Source organism: Bdellovibrionota bacterium, assembly GCA_035292885.1.
Lineage (GTDB): Bacteria > Bdellovibrionota_G > JALEGL01 > JALEGL01 > DATDPG01 > DATDPG01.
This window is the reverse complement of record DATDPG010000101.1, coordinates 1-17,208: the sequence shown is the minus strand read 5'-3', so window position 1 is coordinate 17,208 and position 17,208 is coordinate 1. Positions and strand designations below refer to the sequence as shown.

Sequence of the window (17,208 nt, the reverse complement as noted above, 5' to 3'; positions counted from 1 at the left end):
CGGCGGCAGCCACGGGCGTCTACCGCCTGCGCGCGGCGAAAGGGAAGGGGGACGGTGCCGTCGTGTTGCAGGAAAGCGCCGTGACCTACGCGTTTGTCGGTCAGGCATTGCCGCTTCTCGAAAAAGCCGGCATCGATCTCAACGTCTATTACGTCGCAAGTTCCGAACTGTTCGATCTGTTGCCGAAGTCCGAACAGGATAGAATCTTTCCGCCGAGTGCCTCAGACGAAGCGATTGGAATCACGGGCTTTACGCTCCCGACGATGTACCGCTGGATTCGGTCCGAACGAGGACGGGAAATGACGCTCCATCCTTTCCGAAAAGGGCATTACCTCGGAAGCGGAGCGGGCGAAAAGGTCATCGAGGAGGCCGGCCTGGACGGGGAGAGCCAGTTCACAGCGATTCGAGATTTCCTAGAAAAGACATAGTACAAACTATCGACGCAACCGCAGCCACGGACACCCTGATGTTGCGCTTTGACCTGCATGCCTGGATGAGATAGATACTTCCTTCATGCCGCGGACGAAAGCGCCTGCTTCCAACGGTCATCCCGTAACTCAGAAAGGCTTTTCGGCCGCCATGAAACAGATCGATGAGCGGTTTGAGAGGATCGATGAGCGGTTTGAGAAGATTGATCAGCGGTTTGAGAAGATCGATCAGCGGTTTGATGATATGAGCCAAGAATTTATTTCGCTCACCTCGTACATCGATAAGAAATCGGAGGAAAACATCGAGGCTTCGAAACGGGAAATGGGCGTTCTTTTCGAGGAAATGATTCATCGCCTGGAGACGTCGCTCGAATTTGCAAACGAACTTCCTCCCAAGATAGAGAACCACGAGGCGAGGATTTCGAGGATTGAGGAAGAGATTCCCATTCTCCAATCGGCCCTTGGCCGCGCGAAATAGCCCGGTATTTTCAGCAATAAATTAGCCAACAAATGGGTTGATTTGACAAGCCCGAGTTGCTTTGGAGATCAAGAGCGAAACGTGTATAAAAGCTGCGCTTTTTTAGAAAAGGAGCTGAGATGATCGAGTTTCAAAAGGGGAATTTGCGACCGCCGAAGTGGACACGCCCGGTCTATATGGTCGCCGCGGGAATGAGCGATTTTCGTAAACGTTATCCGGAAAAGAAGCTCGAAGAACTTTGCATGATGGCGTTTCGGATGTTGCTCGAAGAGAACGATCTCAAGATGGATCCCCTCGACGTGAAAGGCCACATCAACATGGCCTGCTACGGCGAATTCGCCGATCATTTTCAGGACCAGCTCCTTTGCGAGGCGAAAGTTCACGACTATCTCGGCCTCGATATGCTGCCGAACGTAGGCGTCAAAACCGGCGGCGCGACGGGCGGCTCCACGATTTTGATGGGAGCGACGACGATCGCGAGCGGTTACGCGGATTGCGCCCTCGTTTTGGGATGGGAGCGGATGGACGAGGTGAAGACCTGGACGGGGAACTATTACATCGCGATGGCCGCGTGCAAGGACTTCGAGACCCGGCTCGGGAGGATTTACGCCAGTTATTACGCCTCGATGGCCCGGCGATTTCAGGAAATGTACAACGTGGACGAGCGGGTGCGGGCCGAGATCGCCGTGAAGAATCGCGGCTACGCGTGCTCCTCGCCATTCGCGCAGCAGGCGGGAAAGCATACGATTGAGGAAGTCTTAAAGGGCGAAATCGTTTCAGATCCTCTCCGTTTCCTTGAATGTTGCGCCATGAGCGTCGGTTCCGCCGCCGTGCTTCTTTGTTCGGAAGAGCTGGCGTACAAAATGACCGATCATCCGGTGAAGCTTCACATCGCGGGCGGTTCGCACACGCTCCGAACGGGAGACCGGCGGCCGATGAAGATTCTCCTTCTTCCAAACGAGTCGGAAGGAACTTACAGAGAGCTTTATCGGGACATGGAAAAGCAGGACGGCCGCTGGCCCGGCTTTGAGAGTTTCGGCGCCACGCGCTTCGCCGCATACATGGCTTACAAAATGGCGGGCATCGAAAACCCGATCGAGGATCTGGACCTGGTTGAAACGCACGACGCATTCACGATTTCGGATCTTCAAACATACGGCGACGTGGGTCTGACGCTCTATGGAAAGGAACAGGAGTACGTCACGTCGGGCGACTGTTATCTTGACAATCCGCGGACTGGAAAGCCGGGAAAATGTCCGGCCAATCTCTCCGGCGGCTTGCTCGGCACGATGCACGCCGTGGGAGCCACCGGGATCTTTCAGGCGGGGGAGGTTTTCTGGCAGCTGCAAGGGAAGTACGACAAGTTCCACGGCGACCCGAAGATCTGGAAACGGTACGGAAAAGAAAAACCGAAGGATTGGAAGAGTCTTCAGGTGAAAAATCCCAAACGGGGCTTGGCGATCTCTCACGCCGGTGTGGGAAGTCACGTCACCTGCGCTGTTTTGGAGAAAGCCTAGTGTCCCGAGAAGGAGGAACGAAGATGGCCACCGACCGCGTGAAACTATTGACCTCTCCATCCAAAGTTACGGATGAAAAAGGCGCTTGGATTCTTCATTTCCCCCGTTTCGGCGAGGAAGGAACGCACTACCATACCTATGGCCTTCTCACCCCGTACTTCCAGGCGCTTACGGAAGGGAAGCTTCTCGGGACGAAATGTACGAACGCGGGATGTCCGATCGCGAAAGGGAAGGGACAACTTTGGATCCCTCCGCGCGCCGACTGTCCCGATTGCCATCAGCCGATGGTTTGGGAAGAGGCGAAGGATCTCACCGGCTATATTTACACCTACACGTATGTCGAACGGGGCGGTACCGGCCTCGAGATCGAGTGCCCGTATTACCAAATCGACGTCAAACTGAACGGCGTCTGGACGATCGTGAAGAGCTATCTCGTGAATCGAAAGCCGATCAAGATCGGCGACAAAGTGCGCGCCCGGTTCCGGACGGGAAAAGAGGCCACGCACACCTGTCTGGACCTTTATTTTGAATTGCACTCTTAGGACGATCTCATTCCGCTACATCACTCGTAGGGAAGAGACGCAGGCAAGCCGTCGTTGAAAAGAAAGTCGTGGATCGTTACACCGGTAACGTTCTTGGTCTCGAAGGGGGTTGAACAGATGACATTCAATCTTTTTCGGGGGAAACACTGATCGAACCATAAAAAATCCAAGGGACCGGCCTTGCCCAGTTTTACTTCAATGAACTGCTCGTCCGGAGCCACAAAGTCGATTTCGTGTTTTTCGGATTTCCAAAAACCAACCGCTTCAGGATTGGAACTCCCACGATAAGCGGCCCGCCGCCAGATTTCTTGCGCCACGAGCCATTCAAGAAGCATGGCCTGGTCCTTTTGAGGAAGTGTTTCGAACTCGTGCACGTGCCGCATCGAGGCGGGGTGGAATGTGGAAACAACAGCCAGATTTACGAACGGAAACTTGCACGGTTTTCGAAACAGATGCTGGTGCTTATCGTCATCCCATTGCCATTGCGGAATGAGGCTCAATAGATCCGACAATTGTTCGACATACCCCTGCGCCACCGTATTGTTTGCGAGTCCGGCTTCCCTCGCCAATTTTGCATAACCGACCGGTTGTCCCCCAAAACGCAGGAGAACTCGAAGCAGGTTGTTGAGGTAGAGTCGGCTTCGGCCTGAAGCGACCAACTCCCCGTAAATCCAGTCGCGGATCAATTCAATGAAGTACTCGGGGATTCGTTCGAACTGGTAAATGTCGTTCAACGCCAAAGGCGCCCCCCCGGCCAGAAGATAGGCGATCCATGTCTTATCCCCGAGTTCCCTCCCACAGGTCTTGAAGAACTGATTGTAAGAAATCGGAAGAAAGAGATAATCCGTTCGTTTCAATCTCCTTTTTCGGCCCGGAAGGCGCTCGGTTCCCCGCCGTAAGTCGATCGCTTTGGAGCCGATGGTGACCAAGAGCGTCTTTCTCAAGTGCCCTTCATCGTAAGCTCATTTTACGGCGACTTCCCATTTGGTGACCGACGTAATTTCATCCACAAAGATTCGCCTGACTTTCGCCGCTTTCGCGAAAGCGGCGTCGAGGGATATCAGAATTTGATACAGGTCTTCGTGGTCGCGCAGAGCGTCGCCGTTGGCGTAAAACGCCGTTCCTTTGCCATGCTCGATCACCGTGTGCCGAAGTTCCAAATCCAGCCACGTGCTCTTTCCGTATTGCCTGGGGCCGCGGATGAGGATCACTCCCGGCTCCAACGGGAGTTTCTTGAGTCCGAACTCAAAGTGGAAGGGGGAAGCTTTTGATTCATACTCCACCAGCCGGGGCCACATGTCTTCCCGTTCCACTTCGCCGCGCGCGAGGAGCTCATTGAGTTGTTTAACGTTCACAACGTTAAGAGACCTAACGTTCTAAACGTTAACAAGTAGCTGTTCCCCGATACTTTATTTCGAACTGCTTTGAACTTCGTCCTTCAACCTTTGTTCTGAAATTTCCTCGAACCGCTCGCGGCGATAGCTGCAGCCTTTTCTCGGAATTTCCAAAAGGATCTTCATGTTCCGTTTGTCCAGGTCGTCGAGAGCGTATCGGGAAGGAAGTTTCAGGCCGGTTCTGAGGAGGGCAAGGCCCTCTTCGATCTTCTCGGGCTTTTTCGCTGCCTGGCCGTAACAGATCGCCGTGGCCGCCTTCTCAAGGAGCGTCACCGGTTCCTTCATCAGAAAATCGACGACCCCCTCGTTCATCCATTCGTACGCTTTCTCTTTGTCGCCTTGAATCCCCGCAATAAACCCAAACCACCATGAATCCGGCATGAGGCGGTACAGAATCCCGCGAAGAACCATCGCAAGTTGCGCTGTCGTCACAACGCCGCGGTGCTTAAAATCGGAGGGGAGGGAGATGGTCCGTTTCCATTCCTCGTCCATCTGGCGGGCGGCGCGGACCGATTTCCACCGGCCTCCCCAGGTGGACACCTGCATGGCGTAACAGACCCCTTTCATGAGATGGCATTCGGCGTTTTGAGGGGCAAGCTCCAGACATTTATCGCAGTGAGTGTGACATTGGTCGGCCAAGGCGAGTTTTTCCTTCTCGAATTTGTCCCGGGTGTCTTTTTTTTCCAGAAGGTAAAACGCCTCTTTGCGCCAGAACATCACTCGGGCCCGGGCCCAGTGGGCGTATGGCAAGTTGGGGTCGCGTTTGGCGATTTGGTCCAGAGTCTCTTCCACGCGATCGAGATGGTCCGGAACTTCGTTGGCGTAGAGCCAACGTTCGGCCTCCTGGATCAGGGCGGTCACCGGTTTCTCTTTGGGCTGTTTATCCTCGGCAAGACCGACTTGGAACAACCCGGCGACCAACAAAGTGAAAGCGAAACGGAGGTAAACCACGGGTTTGTCAGCATAAAGAAATCGCTTAAATTTGAAAGAACCCAAGTCTAAGAGCGATCTTCATTAGAAACACCGGCTTGGACTCTTTTTTCGACATGGAGGAAGGTCATTATCTTCATCTTCCCATCCCCTTTTTGCCGAAAAGCAATCCATGGAGCACCATTTGTGGTCACAGGACCCGAACGCTGGAATGCGCTTGGACTTGGAGCGACCGCCATGTTTCCGAGGCATCTCGTGTACAACACGAAACGATCCGGCGAATTTAACCTGGGCGGGCTTCGCTACTTCATGCGTCGGGTCCGTTTTCCTGAGCATCCGCCGCCGGAATGGTATGTCGTCGACCTATTGGAGAATCATCAGATGGCGGGAGTGTCGCTTGGCGATCTGGAAGCATCCTTGACTCGTGCCCTCAAGGCCGGTCGATTTGAGAACGATCGACTCCTCGAAACCGCACGGGGATACGGGACCTTGGAGACACGACTTCTTGTGAAGCGTTCTGTCCGGGCAGCGAAGCTATCGCATTGACCTACATTCATGAAGATCCGGAGTTTGGCGAACTCGTCCAGATCGTTGCGCAGAACCGCGGCTTGGGAACAGGCCCCATCGAAAAAGACTACTGGGTTACGCATTCACTCTGGGCGCTTTCACGGACGAGGATGGAGATTTGGTTCAAAGAAGGAACCTCCCTTTCAAAAGGATTCAACTTGATCGAAAGATTTTCGGAGGATCTCGACCTGCGGATTGAGGGAGGCGGCGAGGAGAAACTTTCGAAGGTGACCAACTGGAAAAGCTCAAACAAAGGACCGGTTGCTGAGCGGCGAGCATTTTACGAAGCTCTGGAGCAGGTCATCGCTGTGCCAGGATCTGTTGTACAACTGGATCGGGAACAGATGGATAAAGAAGTGCGGTAGGCGAAATATACAGTCCGATATCCCGGGAAATTTCTTCAGGACCTCCATCCGATCTTTCGGCCTTTTGTTCTTTTGTTCTTTTGGAGGTCGGAACGGCTCGGGTGACTCCGTTTGTGAGTCGTTCACTAAGTTCGTTCGTCCACGATTGGTTACATAAGCGGGGGGAACTCGGAAATTACGACGACAATCGGCCTCGTGAAGTCCGTTGCGTTCATCCGCTTGTGACACTTCTCGAAAAACTCGATGCGATTGTGCGCCGCTTTCCGCGAGGCGATGACGCTGCGCCTTTTATCCGCCACTATGGAGATGTGGCAAAAATCATCCAAGCGGAAGGGAAACTCCCGGCGTTGGAAGGTGATTTATCCGCGCTGATCGGGAACATGATCTGAAAGAGATTCGTGGTGTTCCGACTCCGAACAATCCTGCGTTCGCCATTCGTCCGGGACCGCGGCGCGATGAACTCGAAAAAGCTTACCGGGCGATTACCCCGATGTTTTGGGAACAACGTTTATCCTTCCGGGAGTCGTGTAAAACCATCCGAGGCTGGCTGAAAGATCACCACTCATAAAGTTTTGCCACCCTCCTGTCACCCGTTCCTTGACATCGACCCGGCGCCATACTATCTCGGCACGCTATTATGAAGAACCCCATTTCCCTATTTTTCTTGTTCCTTTTGGCAGGTGTCGCGTCGTGCTCTTCCGTACAAGTTGGAGGCAATAAGGGCCCCGTCGTCGCGAAGGTGAACGACCAGATTATCTCCGAAGGACAGTTGCGCGGCCGGATGAACCCCCGAGGGATCAGCCAAATCCCAGCAGGGGAACCAGAAAGTGCCGGTATGAAGGACAAAAATCAAGCGCTTAACGAATTAATCGATGAAGAGGTCTTAATTCAACAAGCGCTAAAAGAAGGAGTTCTGGCTAACTCGGAACGACTTAGACGAGAAGTGATGCGGGAGTATTTTCAATACAAGTTTCCGGTGGGCAAAGAGCAGCCGACCGAAGACGAAATGAAAGCTTTCTTTGAGTCTCATAAGGGCGAATTGGAAAAAATCCAGGTTCGCCACATTTTGTTCAGACCGAAAAAACCGAAGGATCCCGCTTCCGAGGAACAGGCTCGCAGAAAAACCGAGGGGATCCTTGCTCAACTCCGATCTCAAGGAAAGACACCGCAGTTTTCGAAGATGGCGCGTCAGTTTTCCGACGACGAAACGACGAAAGACAAGGGAGGCGACCTTTCCTTCATTACGCAGGAAAAGGTCGTTCCCGCGTTTTGGGATGCCGCTTCGAAACTTGAGGGTTCGGGGGCGATCAGCAACGTTGTCAAGACGGAATTCGGATACCACATCATTCAAATGTCCGAGGATTTGCGCGGCTTCGAACCGAACCGGGGCAGCATTCGGCGGCACCTGGCGACGGCTAAGAAAAAGCAGCTCTACGACGATCTCTTAAGAGAACTTCGCCAAAAGGCTGCCGTAAAAATCAACGATGATGTTGTGGCCAGCATCCAGGTAGCTGAAGCGGCATCTACGGCAAAATAGGACGCGAAACTACCGTCTTGCGGCTAGAGCACGGCGGGCGGAGAGGGCTATTTCCTTAAGGTTCGGGTCCGTTTCGTGATCGGCGAAAGTTTCAACAAATTCTCGATCTTCCGGAGATAAATGCCGTTGGGCGATGAGGCCGCGGAAGGCCATTTCTCGAATCGCGAGGTTTTGCTGATTCGTAGCTAATTCGCGAAGTGTGGGAGCGATGGTCGAACCGTCGGCCCATTCCTTGCCCGTCCGCTCCGGAACGAAGTGCGTTAGAGCGCGCACGGCGGCCGCCTGTACTTCCGGGTCTCTTTCATTCTTTGCCCGGTCCGACAAGGTGTCGATCGATTTTTGCGTTCCAATACGGGGGAGAGTTTCAACGCCGAGTTTTCGGTCGCCCGGGTCCGAGCTGGCCACGAGCGGGGCTGCAAGTTCTTCCCGAAGAATAGGGCCGAGCCGACGGGTCGCCCCCATCATTTCTCGTTTCACAAAGGGGTCCTTTTCCTGTTTCAAGATTGCGATATATTCTTCTCTGGCTTCATTAGATCCGTAAAGCAAGTCGACCAATTCTTCCTCGACGAGTCGCTTCTCTGTCCGAAGGGCGTTCCGTTTCTCCCGGTATGATTTTTGGTCGCTTGTTCCCTTTCGCAGTTGAAGCAACAATTTCTGCGTTAATCCAAATTCCGTGATCTGATGGCCCAGCCGTCGCACTTTGGCCCTCTCTGCCGCTAATTCTAGGTTCTCTGAAGGCGACGATTCCTGGTTTACTGTTGAATGTACCACGGGCAAGCTGGCCTCAACCCGCTCCGTTTGTACACTCTCAGGACCAGCTCCGAGTTCGCCGTTTCTGTTCGGGTGGTCTCGAGAAAGGATGAACAGGACAATGGCGATTCCCCCGCCAGCGGTGATAAATAGGAACCTCTTTTTTTTAGTCATTTGGATTTTTTCGCGACGCCTTGTCGATCCGATATTTTTCGAGCCCTTCAGCCCGGAGATAGTTTTCGTCCGCGAAAAGCTCCTTTTTGGGTTCTCGATCCTTCAGCTGGAATTGCCAGCGTTTAATTCCTTGATGATCGAACAATGTCCAATTTCCACCGAAAATACCAAGTTTCCAATTCATATCGATCTTACGGCCATCGGGATCCCAATATGACCAGGTCCCATTTTCTTTTGACTCGCGCAACGGGGGCGGGGCGTCGCACGACCCCTCGGCCATCTTTTTTCCATCTTTGTCCCAAAAAGTCCATCTACCCACACGGTTACCGTATCGTCGTTCCCCCTCTTCCCGTCCCACCTCACGATTGAAGTCCATCCCGAGTTTTTCACGCTGACGGAGCTGCTTCTCGGTGAGGGGTTGGCACCACCGATATTGGATTCCTTTGAGGCGCGGGGGCTGCGCCTTCATTTGGCGATTTTTTCCGCCTTGAGCGGGAAGGGGGGTTAGTGAAACCAGTAATAGGCAGCTCAACAGTTGAAAATGGTTACATCTGAACATTGTTCGGGCCAATCTCGGAAAAATTCGAATTCTTGTCAATACATTGACTGAGGATCAAAAAGAACGCCCCATCCACATTGAAGCGGATAGGGCGTCCTTATTGTGTATCTACGTTTCGACGCTATGCCGGTCTACTGGACCTGTGTAGGCGTCCAAACGGCGCCGACCGATCCGGTTTGTCCCCAGCCGTTGGCGCCCCAGCAGTAAAGTGAGCCGCCAGTTGTCAGAGCACAGGCATGGCTTCGACCCACATCAACGCTCGCCCACGTTTGAGCCGCATCGACGACCAGAGGGGCATTACAGTCCCAATCGGTGTCACCTTGGGAATACCCATGCGCATTGTCTGCACATTCGGCGTTTGCGGAGACATCCTCGCCGAGGCCGAGTTCACCGAGATGGTCGCGACCCCAGCAATAGAGATCGCCGCCGTTAACGCCACAGACGCTTTGTCTGCCGGTCGCAACATCGGTCCAGGTGGTATCGGTTCCCACTTGGTCCGCAACAGTCACGGCAGAAAAAGCGCCCGAACCGTTCTGCCCATGGTCGCCGTTACCCGTGCACCAGAGGCTTCCGGCCGATTTGATTCCGCAGAATAAGCCACCGCCGGACATATCAAAGGACGCCCAATCCGCGTCTCCAGTGGTGTCCCCATCGGCCGTGCTGTCCGCATCCAATGCAAACGACGAGCCTCCTCCGACCGCATATCCCCAATCGCATCCTACGGCCCAGATTTCATTGCCATTGCGAATGCCAGCCGTGGTGTTCGAGCAGTATCCAACGGTAGCGCCTTTTACAGATGTCCAATCGGTATAGGTTCCGTCTTCCTGAACCGGCTCATTGGCAAACTCACTGCTTCCACCGGAGCCGTTTCCAAGGCCGCTGGCGCCGTTACTCCCCCAGCACCATAGTGTCTGGTCGGTCCCGTCGTCGCGAATTCCGCAACCATGATGATGCCCTAGGCCAAGAGAAGCCCAGTCGGTATCTGTCCCCACTTGCGTCGGAGAGGGTACACTCCAGGTTTCATCATAGGCTCGACCGAGACCGAGAAGCCCCGGATTACCATTTCCCTGGTCACCTTGATCGTAGCTGTCTTCGGGTGCCTTCTTATAATTCTGACCCCAACACCAAAGTGAGCCTTTGGTCGTGCCTCGAATCCCGCAAGTGTGGTTTCCTTTCGCGTCCACGGTCATCCAGTTCGTTTCAGTTCCGACTTGAACAGGCGTACTTGAGGAAACATACGAACCGTCGCCGAGTTGGCCCCAATCGTTGCTTCCCCAGCACCACAACGTGCCGTCCGACGCGATCGCACAGGTATGCCCACCCGGTTGCTGGTCGACGTAGCTTTGAGAACCACCCGTGCTGACCTTCGTCCAGGTCGAAGGAATCACTGCGGGAGTTGGTGTCGGTGTAGGTGTAACACTCGTACCGTCCGCGCCATCCGCACCAGCCGGACCGGTGTCACCTTCACAAGCGACGAAAGCAAAAGCGGAACATCCAAGCAATAACGCAAGAGCAGTAGCCTTAAATCTCATTTCTTTCTCCTTAAATGGTTTCTCGGGGAAAAGGGTGAATCAGCACAGGTATTAGACACTTAATGAATAGTTTTGAATTTGGCTACAAATTTTTTCGAATTAAATCGAGACTCGCAATGCGGTTCGAGTCTCACCTTCCATAACGTGATGTGTCGAGTTTTTTAGATGCGATGAGTCGAAAAAGTCGGTTCCCGATTTTCGCTCTTCATAACAATACACGGCGGCAAATTTTGTCACGCATGAACGAACTCCTTGGGGTTTCGTAAAAACATTTCAACGGGAATGATTTGGATGTTTCCAACCTTCCATCGACGAGATCCGGCATACAGAAGATAACATTCCGCTTCCGGATACTCTTTGTTGAACAAAGAAAGTCCCTGGAGATCCCTCTCTCTCCATTTCTGAGACAGCTTTACCTCGATGGCCCAAAACCCCTTGGATCCGTAAAGCACAAAATCGACTTCTTCATGGGTCTGCGTGTGCCAGAAGAAAAGATCGCACTCCCATTCCAGGTATTCATTGAGAGCTCGAAGTTCCTGGAAAACAAGCGATTCCAAAGCGATCCCTTGAAGGGAACTTGTGTCGTCAAGAGGGCCTTGAGGACAAAGAGACCGAAACACCCCCACATCAAAATAATAAAATTTTGAATGAGAAATCCGCTTTCGTTTGGCCCGTTTCTGAAAGACCGGAAGACGAACGCCGATGAGCAGATCTTCCAAAATGGTGAAATAATCTTCAATAACCTTGCGATCGATCCCGACTTCCCTCGCAACGGCGCTCATATTGAGAGGGCTACCCTGAGAGAAACTCGCCGCTTCCAGAAAACGGGAAAAAGCGGAGAGATTTCGAATCCTACTCTCCTGCAGCACCTCTTCTCGAAGGTATGTGCCGATATAGGTTTTCAGATACTTCCTTTTGTCCGATTCCGAGAAGATGCTTGGAAGATGCCCCCACCGAAGTGAATTGATGAGTTGGAAATCCTTTCCAAGTTCCAACGCGGTCAGCGGAAAACATTTGAGCGTGATGGCTCGCCCTCCCAGAAGATTGGCATGTTCCCTTTTTAACTTTCTCGCGCTGGACCCTGTTAGAACAAACCGGAGACGCTCGCTTTCGATCAAGCGGTGAACTTCGTTGAGAAGTTCCGGCACCCGCTGAACTTCATCGATCACGACATAATTGGGTCGTTTCCCCGTGATGAACTGTGAAAGCCGGCTGGGTTGAGCCAGAAGGGTTTGATAGGTTTCCGAGTCAAGTAGATCGATGACCAGATCGGCTTTAAATTCCGTCACGATCCACGTCGACTTTCCCGTCCCCCGGGGGCCGAAGAGAAAAAAGCTTTTCCCCTTTGGGGGAGAAATGAGTCTGGGGTACATAAGTCCAATAATCTACAAAAAATGGACTTTTGTCACCCGTTATTTTGTTTGTCTTTTTTACGGGCGGTGAACGTGAGGCTCTGAATATCGCGAACGCGGGGGTGTTGTGGGTTTTTTGGGTGCGATGCGTCGTGGAAATTGGTTCCCGATTTTCGCTCTTCATACAACGTGCAGGTCATCGACTTAATGATGATGAAGATTCTGCGGCCCGGTTTGAGCGACATCGATTCGCTGGCCGGGCGGCCGACCTCCACGGCGATCGCGTGTAGATTTTCGCTCAGGCTGACTAGGATTAGGTCGCAGCCCCCGGGCGAATGAACGTCCTTCTTTTTTCAATGCGCGCGAGAAGGCGTATCCGTGTTGTGATAAATAGAGACTTTATCGAGCTTACGCCAATGAATAGCTGGTACTGCGTCCACCGGCCGCGTCTTTGGTCAATATCCTGCGTTTCACGAGATCATCGATATCGCGCGATGCCGTATCTTGAGAACATTTTCCAAGCGCAGCCCATTTTGATGAAGTCAGCTTGCCCTCGAGTCCATCCAGAAGACGATTGAGGACTTTTCTCTGCCGATCATTGAACCGCTCGCTATTATGGATCTCCCAAAATCGTGCCTTCTTGAGTACGGACTCCAGTATTGTCTCTGCGCCAGCGATCGCGCGACCGAGACAGCCTAAGAACCATTCGAGCCAGTTTGTTATATCGAGATCACCCTTCTGGGTCGCTTCCAGAATGTCGTAATAGGCCTTCCGCTCGACACGAATTTGCGCGGACATACTGTAAAAGCGTTGCGGACTCTCCTCCGACCGCGCAAGCTCCATGTCGGCAATCGCGCGAGCGATCCGGCCGTTGCCATCACTAAACGGGTGAAGGGTGACAAACCACAAATGCGCCACACCCGCCTTCAAGACCGCATCCATCGGTTTCTTGCCATTGAACCATGCGAGGAACGCGCGTATCTCGCGATGGAGTCGGCTGGCCGCGGGCGCTACGTAGTGAACCCGCTCCCGGCCGATGGGCCCGGAGACAACCTGCATTGGACCTGCACTGTCGTTTCGCCAAGCACCAACCTGAATGCGGATCACGCCGCTTCGTCCGGTCGGAAACAGGGCGGCGTGCCAATTAAACAAGCGCTCGATCGTGAGTGCCGTATCGTATTTCTGTGTTGCATTCAGCATCATCTCGACGACGCCTTCAACGCTGCGGTCGGCGGGCGTCAGAGCGCCCGCGTCCATACCGAGGCGGCGGGCGATCGATGGGCGCACTTGCTCCCGATCCAGCCGCTCACCTTCAATCTCGCTGGACTTGAGCACGTCTTCGGTGAGAGTTTGAAGGACGGCCTCGGCGCGAAGGTTGAACCCGAGCGCTTCCATTCGCCCGATCAAGCGTCCCTGACGGTGGCGTACGGCAGCGAGTTCGTCGGCCAGCCGTTCCTGGCTCCAGCGGAATTTGGGCCAGTTCTTTCGCTCATGAATGTATTTCATCGCCATAATCTCCGCATGTTATACGGAGATTATCGTAGATTTTCTCCGCAAACACAAGTATATTCTCCGCATATAATGCGGATAATGAACGTTCTAATCTCCGCTGGCGAGAACGAAGAGGTTTTAAATCGAATCTCGCGATGCGGTTCCGGATGCTGCTTCTCTAACCAGCCGCGTTGAATTTTCCCCGTGCGATGGGTCGGGAAAGTCTGTTCCCGATTTTCGCTCTTCATACAACGTGCAGGTCATCGACTTAATGATGATGAAGATTCTCCGGCCCGGTTTGAGCGACAGCGATTCGCTGGCCGGGCGGCCGACCTCGACGGCGATGGCGGGCAGATCTTCGCTCAGGCTGACCTGGATTAAGTCGTAACCTCCGAGTGAATGCACTTCCTTAATCACAGCCGGTAAAATATTTCTGGCCGAGATGTTCTTGGGCTCTTGCGTGGCTACCAGAATGTCCCGGGCGGGTATGCCGACAAAGCGAACCTGCTTTGACCCGGCCGAAAGGTTGGGAAGTTTCAGGGTTACGCCGGTCGGCGGCTCTCCGAGGCGGACCACCGTCAGCCATTCATCGGAGATCACCGTTGTGCACGGGATGACGTTTTCAAACCCTCGGACGTCGGCCGTCGGAAAAACGACCGGGTCGAGCAGGACCTCTCGCGGAACCCCTCGTGCGATGATCGATCCGTCCTTCAAAACGACGAGATCGTCGCAGAGGGCCTGGACTTCAATCGGATCGTGCGAGACGAGAATCATCGGGATGTCGAACTCCTCCCGAACGCGGCGGAGAAACGGGAGAATTTTGCGTCGGAGCCGCTGATGGAGGGCGGCCAGCGGCTCGTCGAGAAGCATCAGCTTCGGCGCGGAGCAGAGCGCTCGACCCAACGCGACCCGCTGCCGTTCTCCGCCTGAAAGCGTCTGAACGTTGCGTTCCAGGACGGAACCAAGTTCCAGAAGCTCGACGACGTTGGCGAGCACTTTTGTCACGGCCTCACCCCTCTCACGAGCGCGCCGCGAACCGGATTCGAGGTTCTGCCGTGCCGTTTGATGGGGGAAGAGAAGTCCCGTCTGGGGCACATAACCGATTCCCCGCTTTTCCGGCGGCAGAAACAGCTTCGTGCCCGAATCTTGCCAAACGGTTTCCCCCAGTTTAATGCGACCAGCCGATTGTCGGCGTAGGCCGGCAAGGACCTCGAGAAAACTGGTTTTTCCGCAACCAGAAGGACCGAAAAGGCCGGTGACGTGCCTCCGGGTTTCGAGGGCGATGTCCAACGTAAATCGGTCGAGCGGAAGCGTGAACTCCGCTTCGAGTGATCCGGAGCTGTTCATGGATGCCCCACGGCGGGGGAGCGCCTCGCCAAGAGTTCAGTCGCGAAAATCGAAAAGAAGCCGAGTGCGAGAGCCAAGACAATCAGAATGTTTGCCTCCTCTTCATTTCCGGCCTGTTGAGCGGAAAAGATGGCGCTCGCCATCGTCTGCGTTTTGAAGGGGATGTTCCCGGCCACGGTGATCGTCGCGCCGAATTCGCTTACGGCGCGGATGAAACCGAGGATCGTCGCGGCCAGGAGGCCTCGCGACGCAAGCGGCAACGTTGTTCGCAAAAAGGTTTCGACCGGGCCGAATCCGAGCGTTCGTTTCATCAGTTCCAAACGGTGATCGACCCCTTGAAAAGCCACCTGCGCCGTGCGGACGAAGAGAGGCATCGCCATCACCCCCGACGCGATGACTGCGGCTTTCCACGTCAGAAGAAGATTCAAGTGAAATCCTAAGATCTGCGGACCGAAGGGGCCGTCGGCGGCGAAGAGGCGGAGCAGGAGGTAGCCGACCGCCGTAGGCGGGAGCACCATCGGCAGAAGTGTTAACGTGGAAAGGATCCGGCTGAACGGGCTATTTCGGCGGGCGAAGTAATAGGCCAGGAGCATTCCCGGAACGAAAACGATCAGTGTTGCGACCGAAGCGACTCTGAGGGTCAGAAGAATGGCGCTCGCGGTGCTTTCTGTCATGACGGCGCGTATCGTAGACAAATAGCGTCAACACGCAAGCGGAGCAGCACGACAGCGGTTATACGTCACGATCTTGTCTCGACTCATTGAGGCTCAGGTTCAGATCGAGTTTTCCTTTCATCGACCTGAGCTGCTCGTAAGCACTCTCAACGACCAACAGTTCCAGGCCCCTACGGAGAGTGGAGGTGATCCCCACGCCGCTGGCGGTCGTCGCTTTCCGGATCAATTCTTCGGGCAGGAGCACGGTGACTTTTCTGACCCTTTTTGACCTTGCCCTAGGCACGCGTCTTTCATGCCATTATTGTTACCGAATATCAATATGGCGTTTGAGATTATCGTATAGTCTTTTATACGTATAGTATGTTATACTACTCAATGCAATGACGGCTGACGCGGTTCAACGAACGGCGGTGCCGTACGAGGAAGTAGACGGCTTCCAGCCTTTTTCCGACTGGCTGGATTCGATATCTGATGTGAATACCAGAGGACGAATTGACGCACGGATTCGGAAAATGGAACAGGGGGGATTGGGCGATCATTGGCATCTGGGAGAGGGAGTGTATGAAGCAAGGTTCGATTTTGGACCGGGTTGGCGTGTCTATTTCGGGTTCGATCGGGAAAGAATCATACTTCTTCATGGCGGGACAAAGAAGAGGCAGCAAGGGATTATTGATAAAGCAAAATTATTTTGGACTAATTACAGGCAACTAAAGGGGGTACAGCGTGGAAAAGAAAAAACATAGACCCAAGACGTGGCGCGAGGGACTCCATGAGCGTCTTCAAAATCCGAAATACGCAGAGGCCTATATTTTGGGAGCGATGAAGGAGGGCCTGGACCTCGAAATCGCCCTTAAAGACGTGATTGCAGCGGTCGGTGTTGCCCGATATTCCCGAAAAGTAAAAGGGCTTGAACGTCCCAATGTGTATAAGTTTGTCGGAAAAGGACGTAATCCGACGCTTAGAACCATCCGAAGACTTCTCGAGCCGCTCGGATTGGACATTGGTGTTGTGAAGATGGCTTAAGCGCACGGGCCTTAATAATACTTATCGCGCCGCGACCTTCGCCTCCAACGGCGCGAAGCCATGTTCTTGAAAGATCCTCTGGGCGTCTTTGGTGAAGAGAAACTCGTAGAACATTCGTGCGCTGTACGGCGCGTCCGGTCGCTGAATTCGCGCTGCGGTGTACACGATCGGCGGTACATCTTTCTCCGGAATTTCAAAAAGAATCTTCACTTTGTTCGAAACCACTGCGTCGGTCCGGTAGACGATTCCGACAATCGACGGATCCGCCGCCACCACGGCCAAAGCGGCCCGGACATCCAGCGTGGGAGCCACTTTTGGAGAAAGGATTTCCCAGAGCGTCTTCCCTTTCACCTGAAAGCCGCTCAAATATTGTCTGGCATACTTTCCCGCCGGCACGGCATCGGGATTGGCCAGCGAAAGATACTGAAACGGCAGTTTCACCAAATCTTGGGGAGCGCTCATCGTCCAAGAAGAAGAAGCGTGCGCGATGATGACAATCCGGTTCGAAAGAATCGCCTTACGACTGCCCGGCACGATTCTCCCCGCCT

23 protein-coding genes are annotated in these 17,208 nt (G+C 53.9%); 10 read left to right on the top strand and 13 right to left on the bottom strand.

All coding sequences use genetic code 11. The features are described 5' to 3' along the window. The 4 genes from VI895_08165 to VI895_08150 all read left to right on the top strand — a co-directional run. Window positions 1-428: hypothetical protein (locus tag VI895_08165; GenBank protein ID HLG19773.1), on the top strand; the 428-nt coding region annotated here is incomplete at its 5' end. A gap of 85 nt (window positions 429-513) precedes the next feature. Then, a complete protein-coding gene (locus tag VI895_08160) occupies window positions 514-906 on the top strand; it encodes a hypothetical protein (GenBank protein HLG19772.1) in 393 nt (130 codons plus the stop codon). A 119-nt stretch (window positions 907-1,025) separates the two neighbouring features. Continuing rightward, complete coding sequence (locus tag VI895_08155) at window positions 1,026-2,423, top strand: thiolase domain-containing protein (GenBank protein HLG19771.1); 1,398 nt, start codon at window positions 1,026-1,028, stop codon at window positions 2,421-2,423. 23 nt (window positions 2,424-2,446) lie between these two features. After that, complete coding sequence (locus VI895_08150) at window positions 2,447-2,965, top strand: OB-fold domain-containing protein (GenBank protein HLG19770.1); 519 nt, start codon at window positions 2,447-2,449, stop codon at window positions 2,963-2,965. Between the two features lie 20 nt (window positions 2,966-2,985). Here VI895_08150 and VI895_08145 read toward each other — a convergent pair whose 3' ends face one another. Genes VI895_08145 through VI895_08135 form a run of 3 tightly spaced genes read right to left on the bottom strand, consistent with a single transcriptional unit; the run spans window position 2,986 to window position 5,310 of the window. Beyond that, entirely contained in the window at window positions 2,986-3,909 is a 924-nt protein-coding gene (locus VI895_08145) for a hypothetical protein (protein ID HLG19769.1), read from the bottom strand. A gap of 18 nt (window positions 3,910-3,927) precedes the next feature. Continuing rightward, window positions 3,928-4,320 carry an AAA family ATPase gene (locus VI895_08140; protein ID HLG19768.1) on the bottom strand — a complete coding sequence of 131 codons (393 nt, stop codon included), beginning with the start codon at window positions 4,318-4,320 and terminating at the stop codon, window positions 3,928-3,930. Between the two features lie 54 nt (window positions 4,321-4,374). Further along, a complete protein-coding gene (locus tag VI895_08135; GenBank protein HLG19767.1) occupies window positions 4,375-5,310 on the bottom strand; it encodes a hypothetical protein in 936 nt (311 codons plus the stop codon). 216 nt (window positions 5,311-5,526) lie between these two features. On the opposite strand from VI895_08135, the gene VI895_08130 reads away from it, so the two are divergent. The 4 genes from VI895_08130 (at window position 5,527) to VI895_08115 (ending at window position 7,758) form a co-directional block, all read left to right on the top strand. Next, the gene (locus tag VI895_08130; protein ID HLG19766.1) at window positions 5,527-5,835 is read left to right on the top strand and encodes a hypothetical protein; all 309 of its coding nucleotides are present in this window, start codon (window positions 5,527-5,529) and stop codon (window positions 5,833-5,835) included. Then, the gene (locus tag VI895_08125) at window positions 5,832-6,221 is read left to right on the top strand and encodes a nucleotidyl transferase AbiEii/AbiGii toxin family protein (GenBank protein HLG19765.1); all 390 of its coding nucleotides are present in this window, start codon (window positions 5,832-5,834) and stop codon (window positions 6,219-6,221) included. Before VI895_08130 ends, VI895_08125 begins: the two co-directional genes overlap by 4 nt. Window positions 6,222-6,334: 113 nt before the next feature. Then, window positions 6,335-6,610, top strand: coding sequence for a hypothetical protein (locus tag VI895_08120; GenBank protein HLG19764.1), 276 nt, complete (start codon window positions 6,335-6,337; stop codon window positions 6,608-6,610). Window positions 6,611-6,858: 248 nt separating this feature from the next. After that, window positions 6,859-7,758 carry a peptidylprolyl isomerase gene (locus VI895_08115; GenBank protein ID HLG19763.1) on the top strand — a complete coding sequence of 300 codons (900 nt, stop codon included), beginning with the start codon at window positions 6,859-6,861 and terminating at the stop codon, window positions 7,756-7,758. A 9-nt stretch (window positions 7,759-7,767) separates the two neighbouring features. Here VI895_08115 and VI895_08110 read toward each other — a convergent pair whose 3' ends face one another. The 9 genes from VI895_08110 to VI895_08070 all read right to left on the bottom strand — a co-directional run bounded on the left by VI895_08110 (window position 7,768) and on the right by VI895_08070 (window position 15,881). Further along, window positions 7,768-8,457, bottom strand: coding sequence for a HEAT repeat domain-containing protein (locus tag VI895_08110; GenBank protein HLG19762.1), 690 nt, complete (start codon window positions 8,455-8,457; stop codon window positions 7,768-7,770). A 217-nt stretch (window positions 8,458-8,674) separates the two neighbouring features. Beyond that, window positions 8,675-9,151: a hypothetical protein gene (locus VI895_08105; GenBank protein HLG19761.1), complete on the bottom strand. Its 477-nt coding sequence runs from the start codon at window positions 9,149-9,151 to the stop codon at window positions 8,675-8,677. Between the two features lie 221 nt (window positions 9,152-9,372). Then, complete coding sequence (locus VI895_08100; GenBank protein HLG19760.1) at window positions 9,373-10,773, bottom strand: hypothetical protein; 1,401 nt, start codon at window positions 10,771-10,773, stop codon at window positions 9,373-9,375. Window positions 10,774-11,006: 233 nt separating this feature from the next. After that, entirely contained in the window at window positions 11,007-12,146 is a 1,140-nt protein-coding gene (locus VI895_08095; protein ID HLG19759.1) for an AAA family ATPase, read from the bottom strand. 32 nt (window positions 12,147-12,178) lie between these two features. Continuing rightward, a complete protein-coding gene (locus VI895_08090; protein HLG19758.1) occupies window positions 12,179-12,400 on the bottom strand; it encodes a hypothetical protein in 222 nt (73 codons plus the stop codon). Window positions 12,401-12,533: 133 nt separating this feature from the next. Then, entirely contained in the window at window positions 12,534-13,631 is a 1,098-nt protein-coding gene (locus tag VI895_08085) for a Fic family protein (GenBank protein ID HLG19757.1), read from the bottom strand. A 123-nt stretch (window positions 13,632-13,754) separates the two neighbouring features. Continuing rightward, the gene (gene modC / locus VI895_08080) at window positions 13,755-14,963 is read right to left on the bottom strand and encodes a molybdenum ABC transporter ATP-binding protein (protein HLG19756.1); all 1,209 of its coding nucleotides are present in this window, start codon (window positions 14,961-14,963) and stop codon (window positions 13,755-13,757) included. After that, window positions 14,960-15,637 carry a molybdenum ABC transporter permease gene (locus VI895_08075; GenBank protein HLG19755.1) on the bottom strand — a complete coding sequence of 226 codons (678 nt, stop codon included), beginning with the start codon at window positions 15,635-15,637 and terminating at the stop codon, window positions 14,960-14,962. The genes modC and VI895_08075 overlap by 4 nt, the downstream gene beginning before the upstream one ends. A 58-nt stretch (window positions 15,638-15,695) precedes the next feature. Next, the gene (locus VI895_08070) at window positions 15,696-15,881 is read right to left on the bottom strand and encodes a hypothetical protein (protein ID HLG19754.1); all 186 of its coding nucleotides are present in this window, start codon (window positions 15,879-15,881) and stop codon (window positions 15,696-15,698) included. A gap of 166 nt (window positions 15,882-16,047) precedes the next feature. Between VI895_08070 and VI895_08065 the strand changes: the two genes are divergently transcribed. Both VI895_08065 and VI895_08060 read left to right on the top strand, forming a co-directional pair. Beyond that, window positions 16,048-16,380, top strand: coding sequence for a type II toxin-antitoxin system RelE/ParE family toxin (locus VI895_08065; GenBank protein HLG19753.1), 333 nt, complete (start codon window positions 16,048-16,050; stop codon window positions 16,378-16,380). Next, the gene (locus tag VI895_08060; protein ID HLG19752.1) at window positions 16,361-16,660 is read left to right on the top strand and encodes a hypothetical protein; all 300 of its coding nucleotides are present in this window, start codon (window positions 16,361-16,363) and stop codon (window positions 16,658-16,660) included. The genes VI895_08065 and VI895_08060 overlap by 20 nt, the downstream gene beginning before the upstream one ends. 21 nt (window positions 16,661-16,681) lie before the next feature. Here the strand turns inward: VI895_08060 and modA are convergent. Continuing rightward, window positions 16,682-17,208 (bottom strand): molybdate ABC transporter substrate-binding protein (gene modA, locus VI895_08055; protein HLG19751.1); only part of this gene is annotated, 527 nt, incomplete at its 5' end.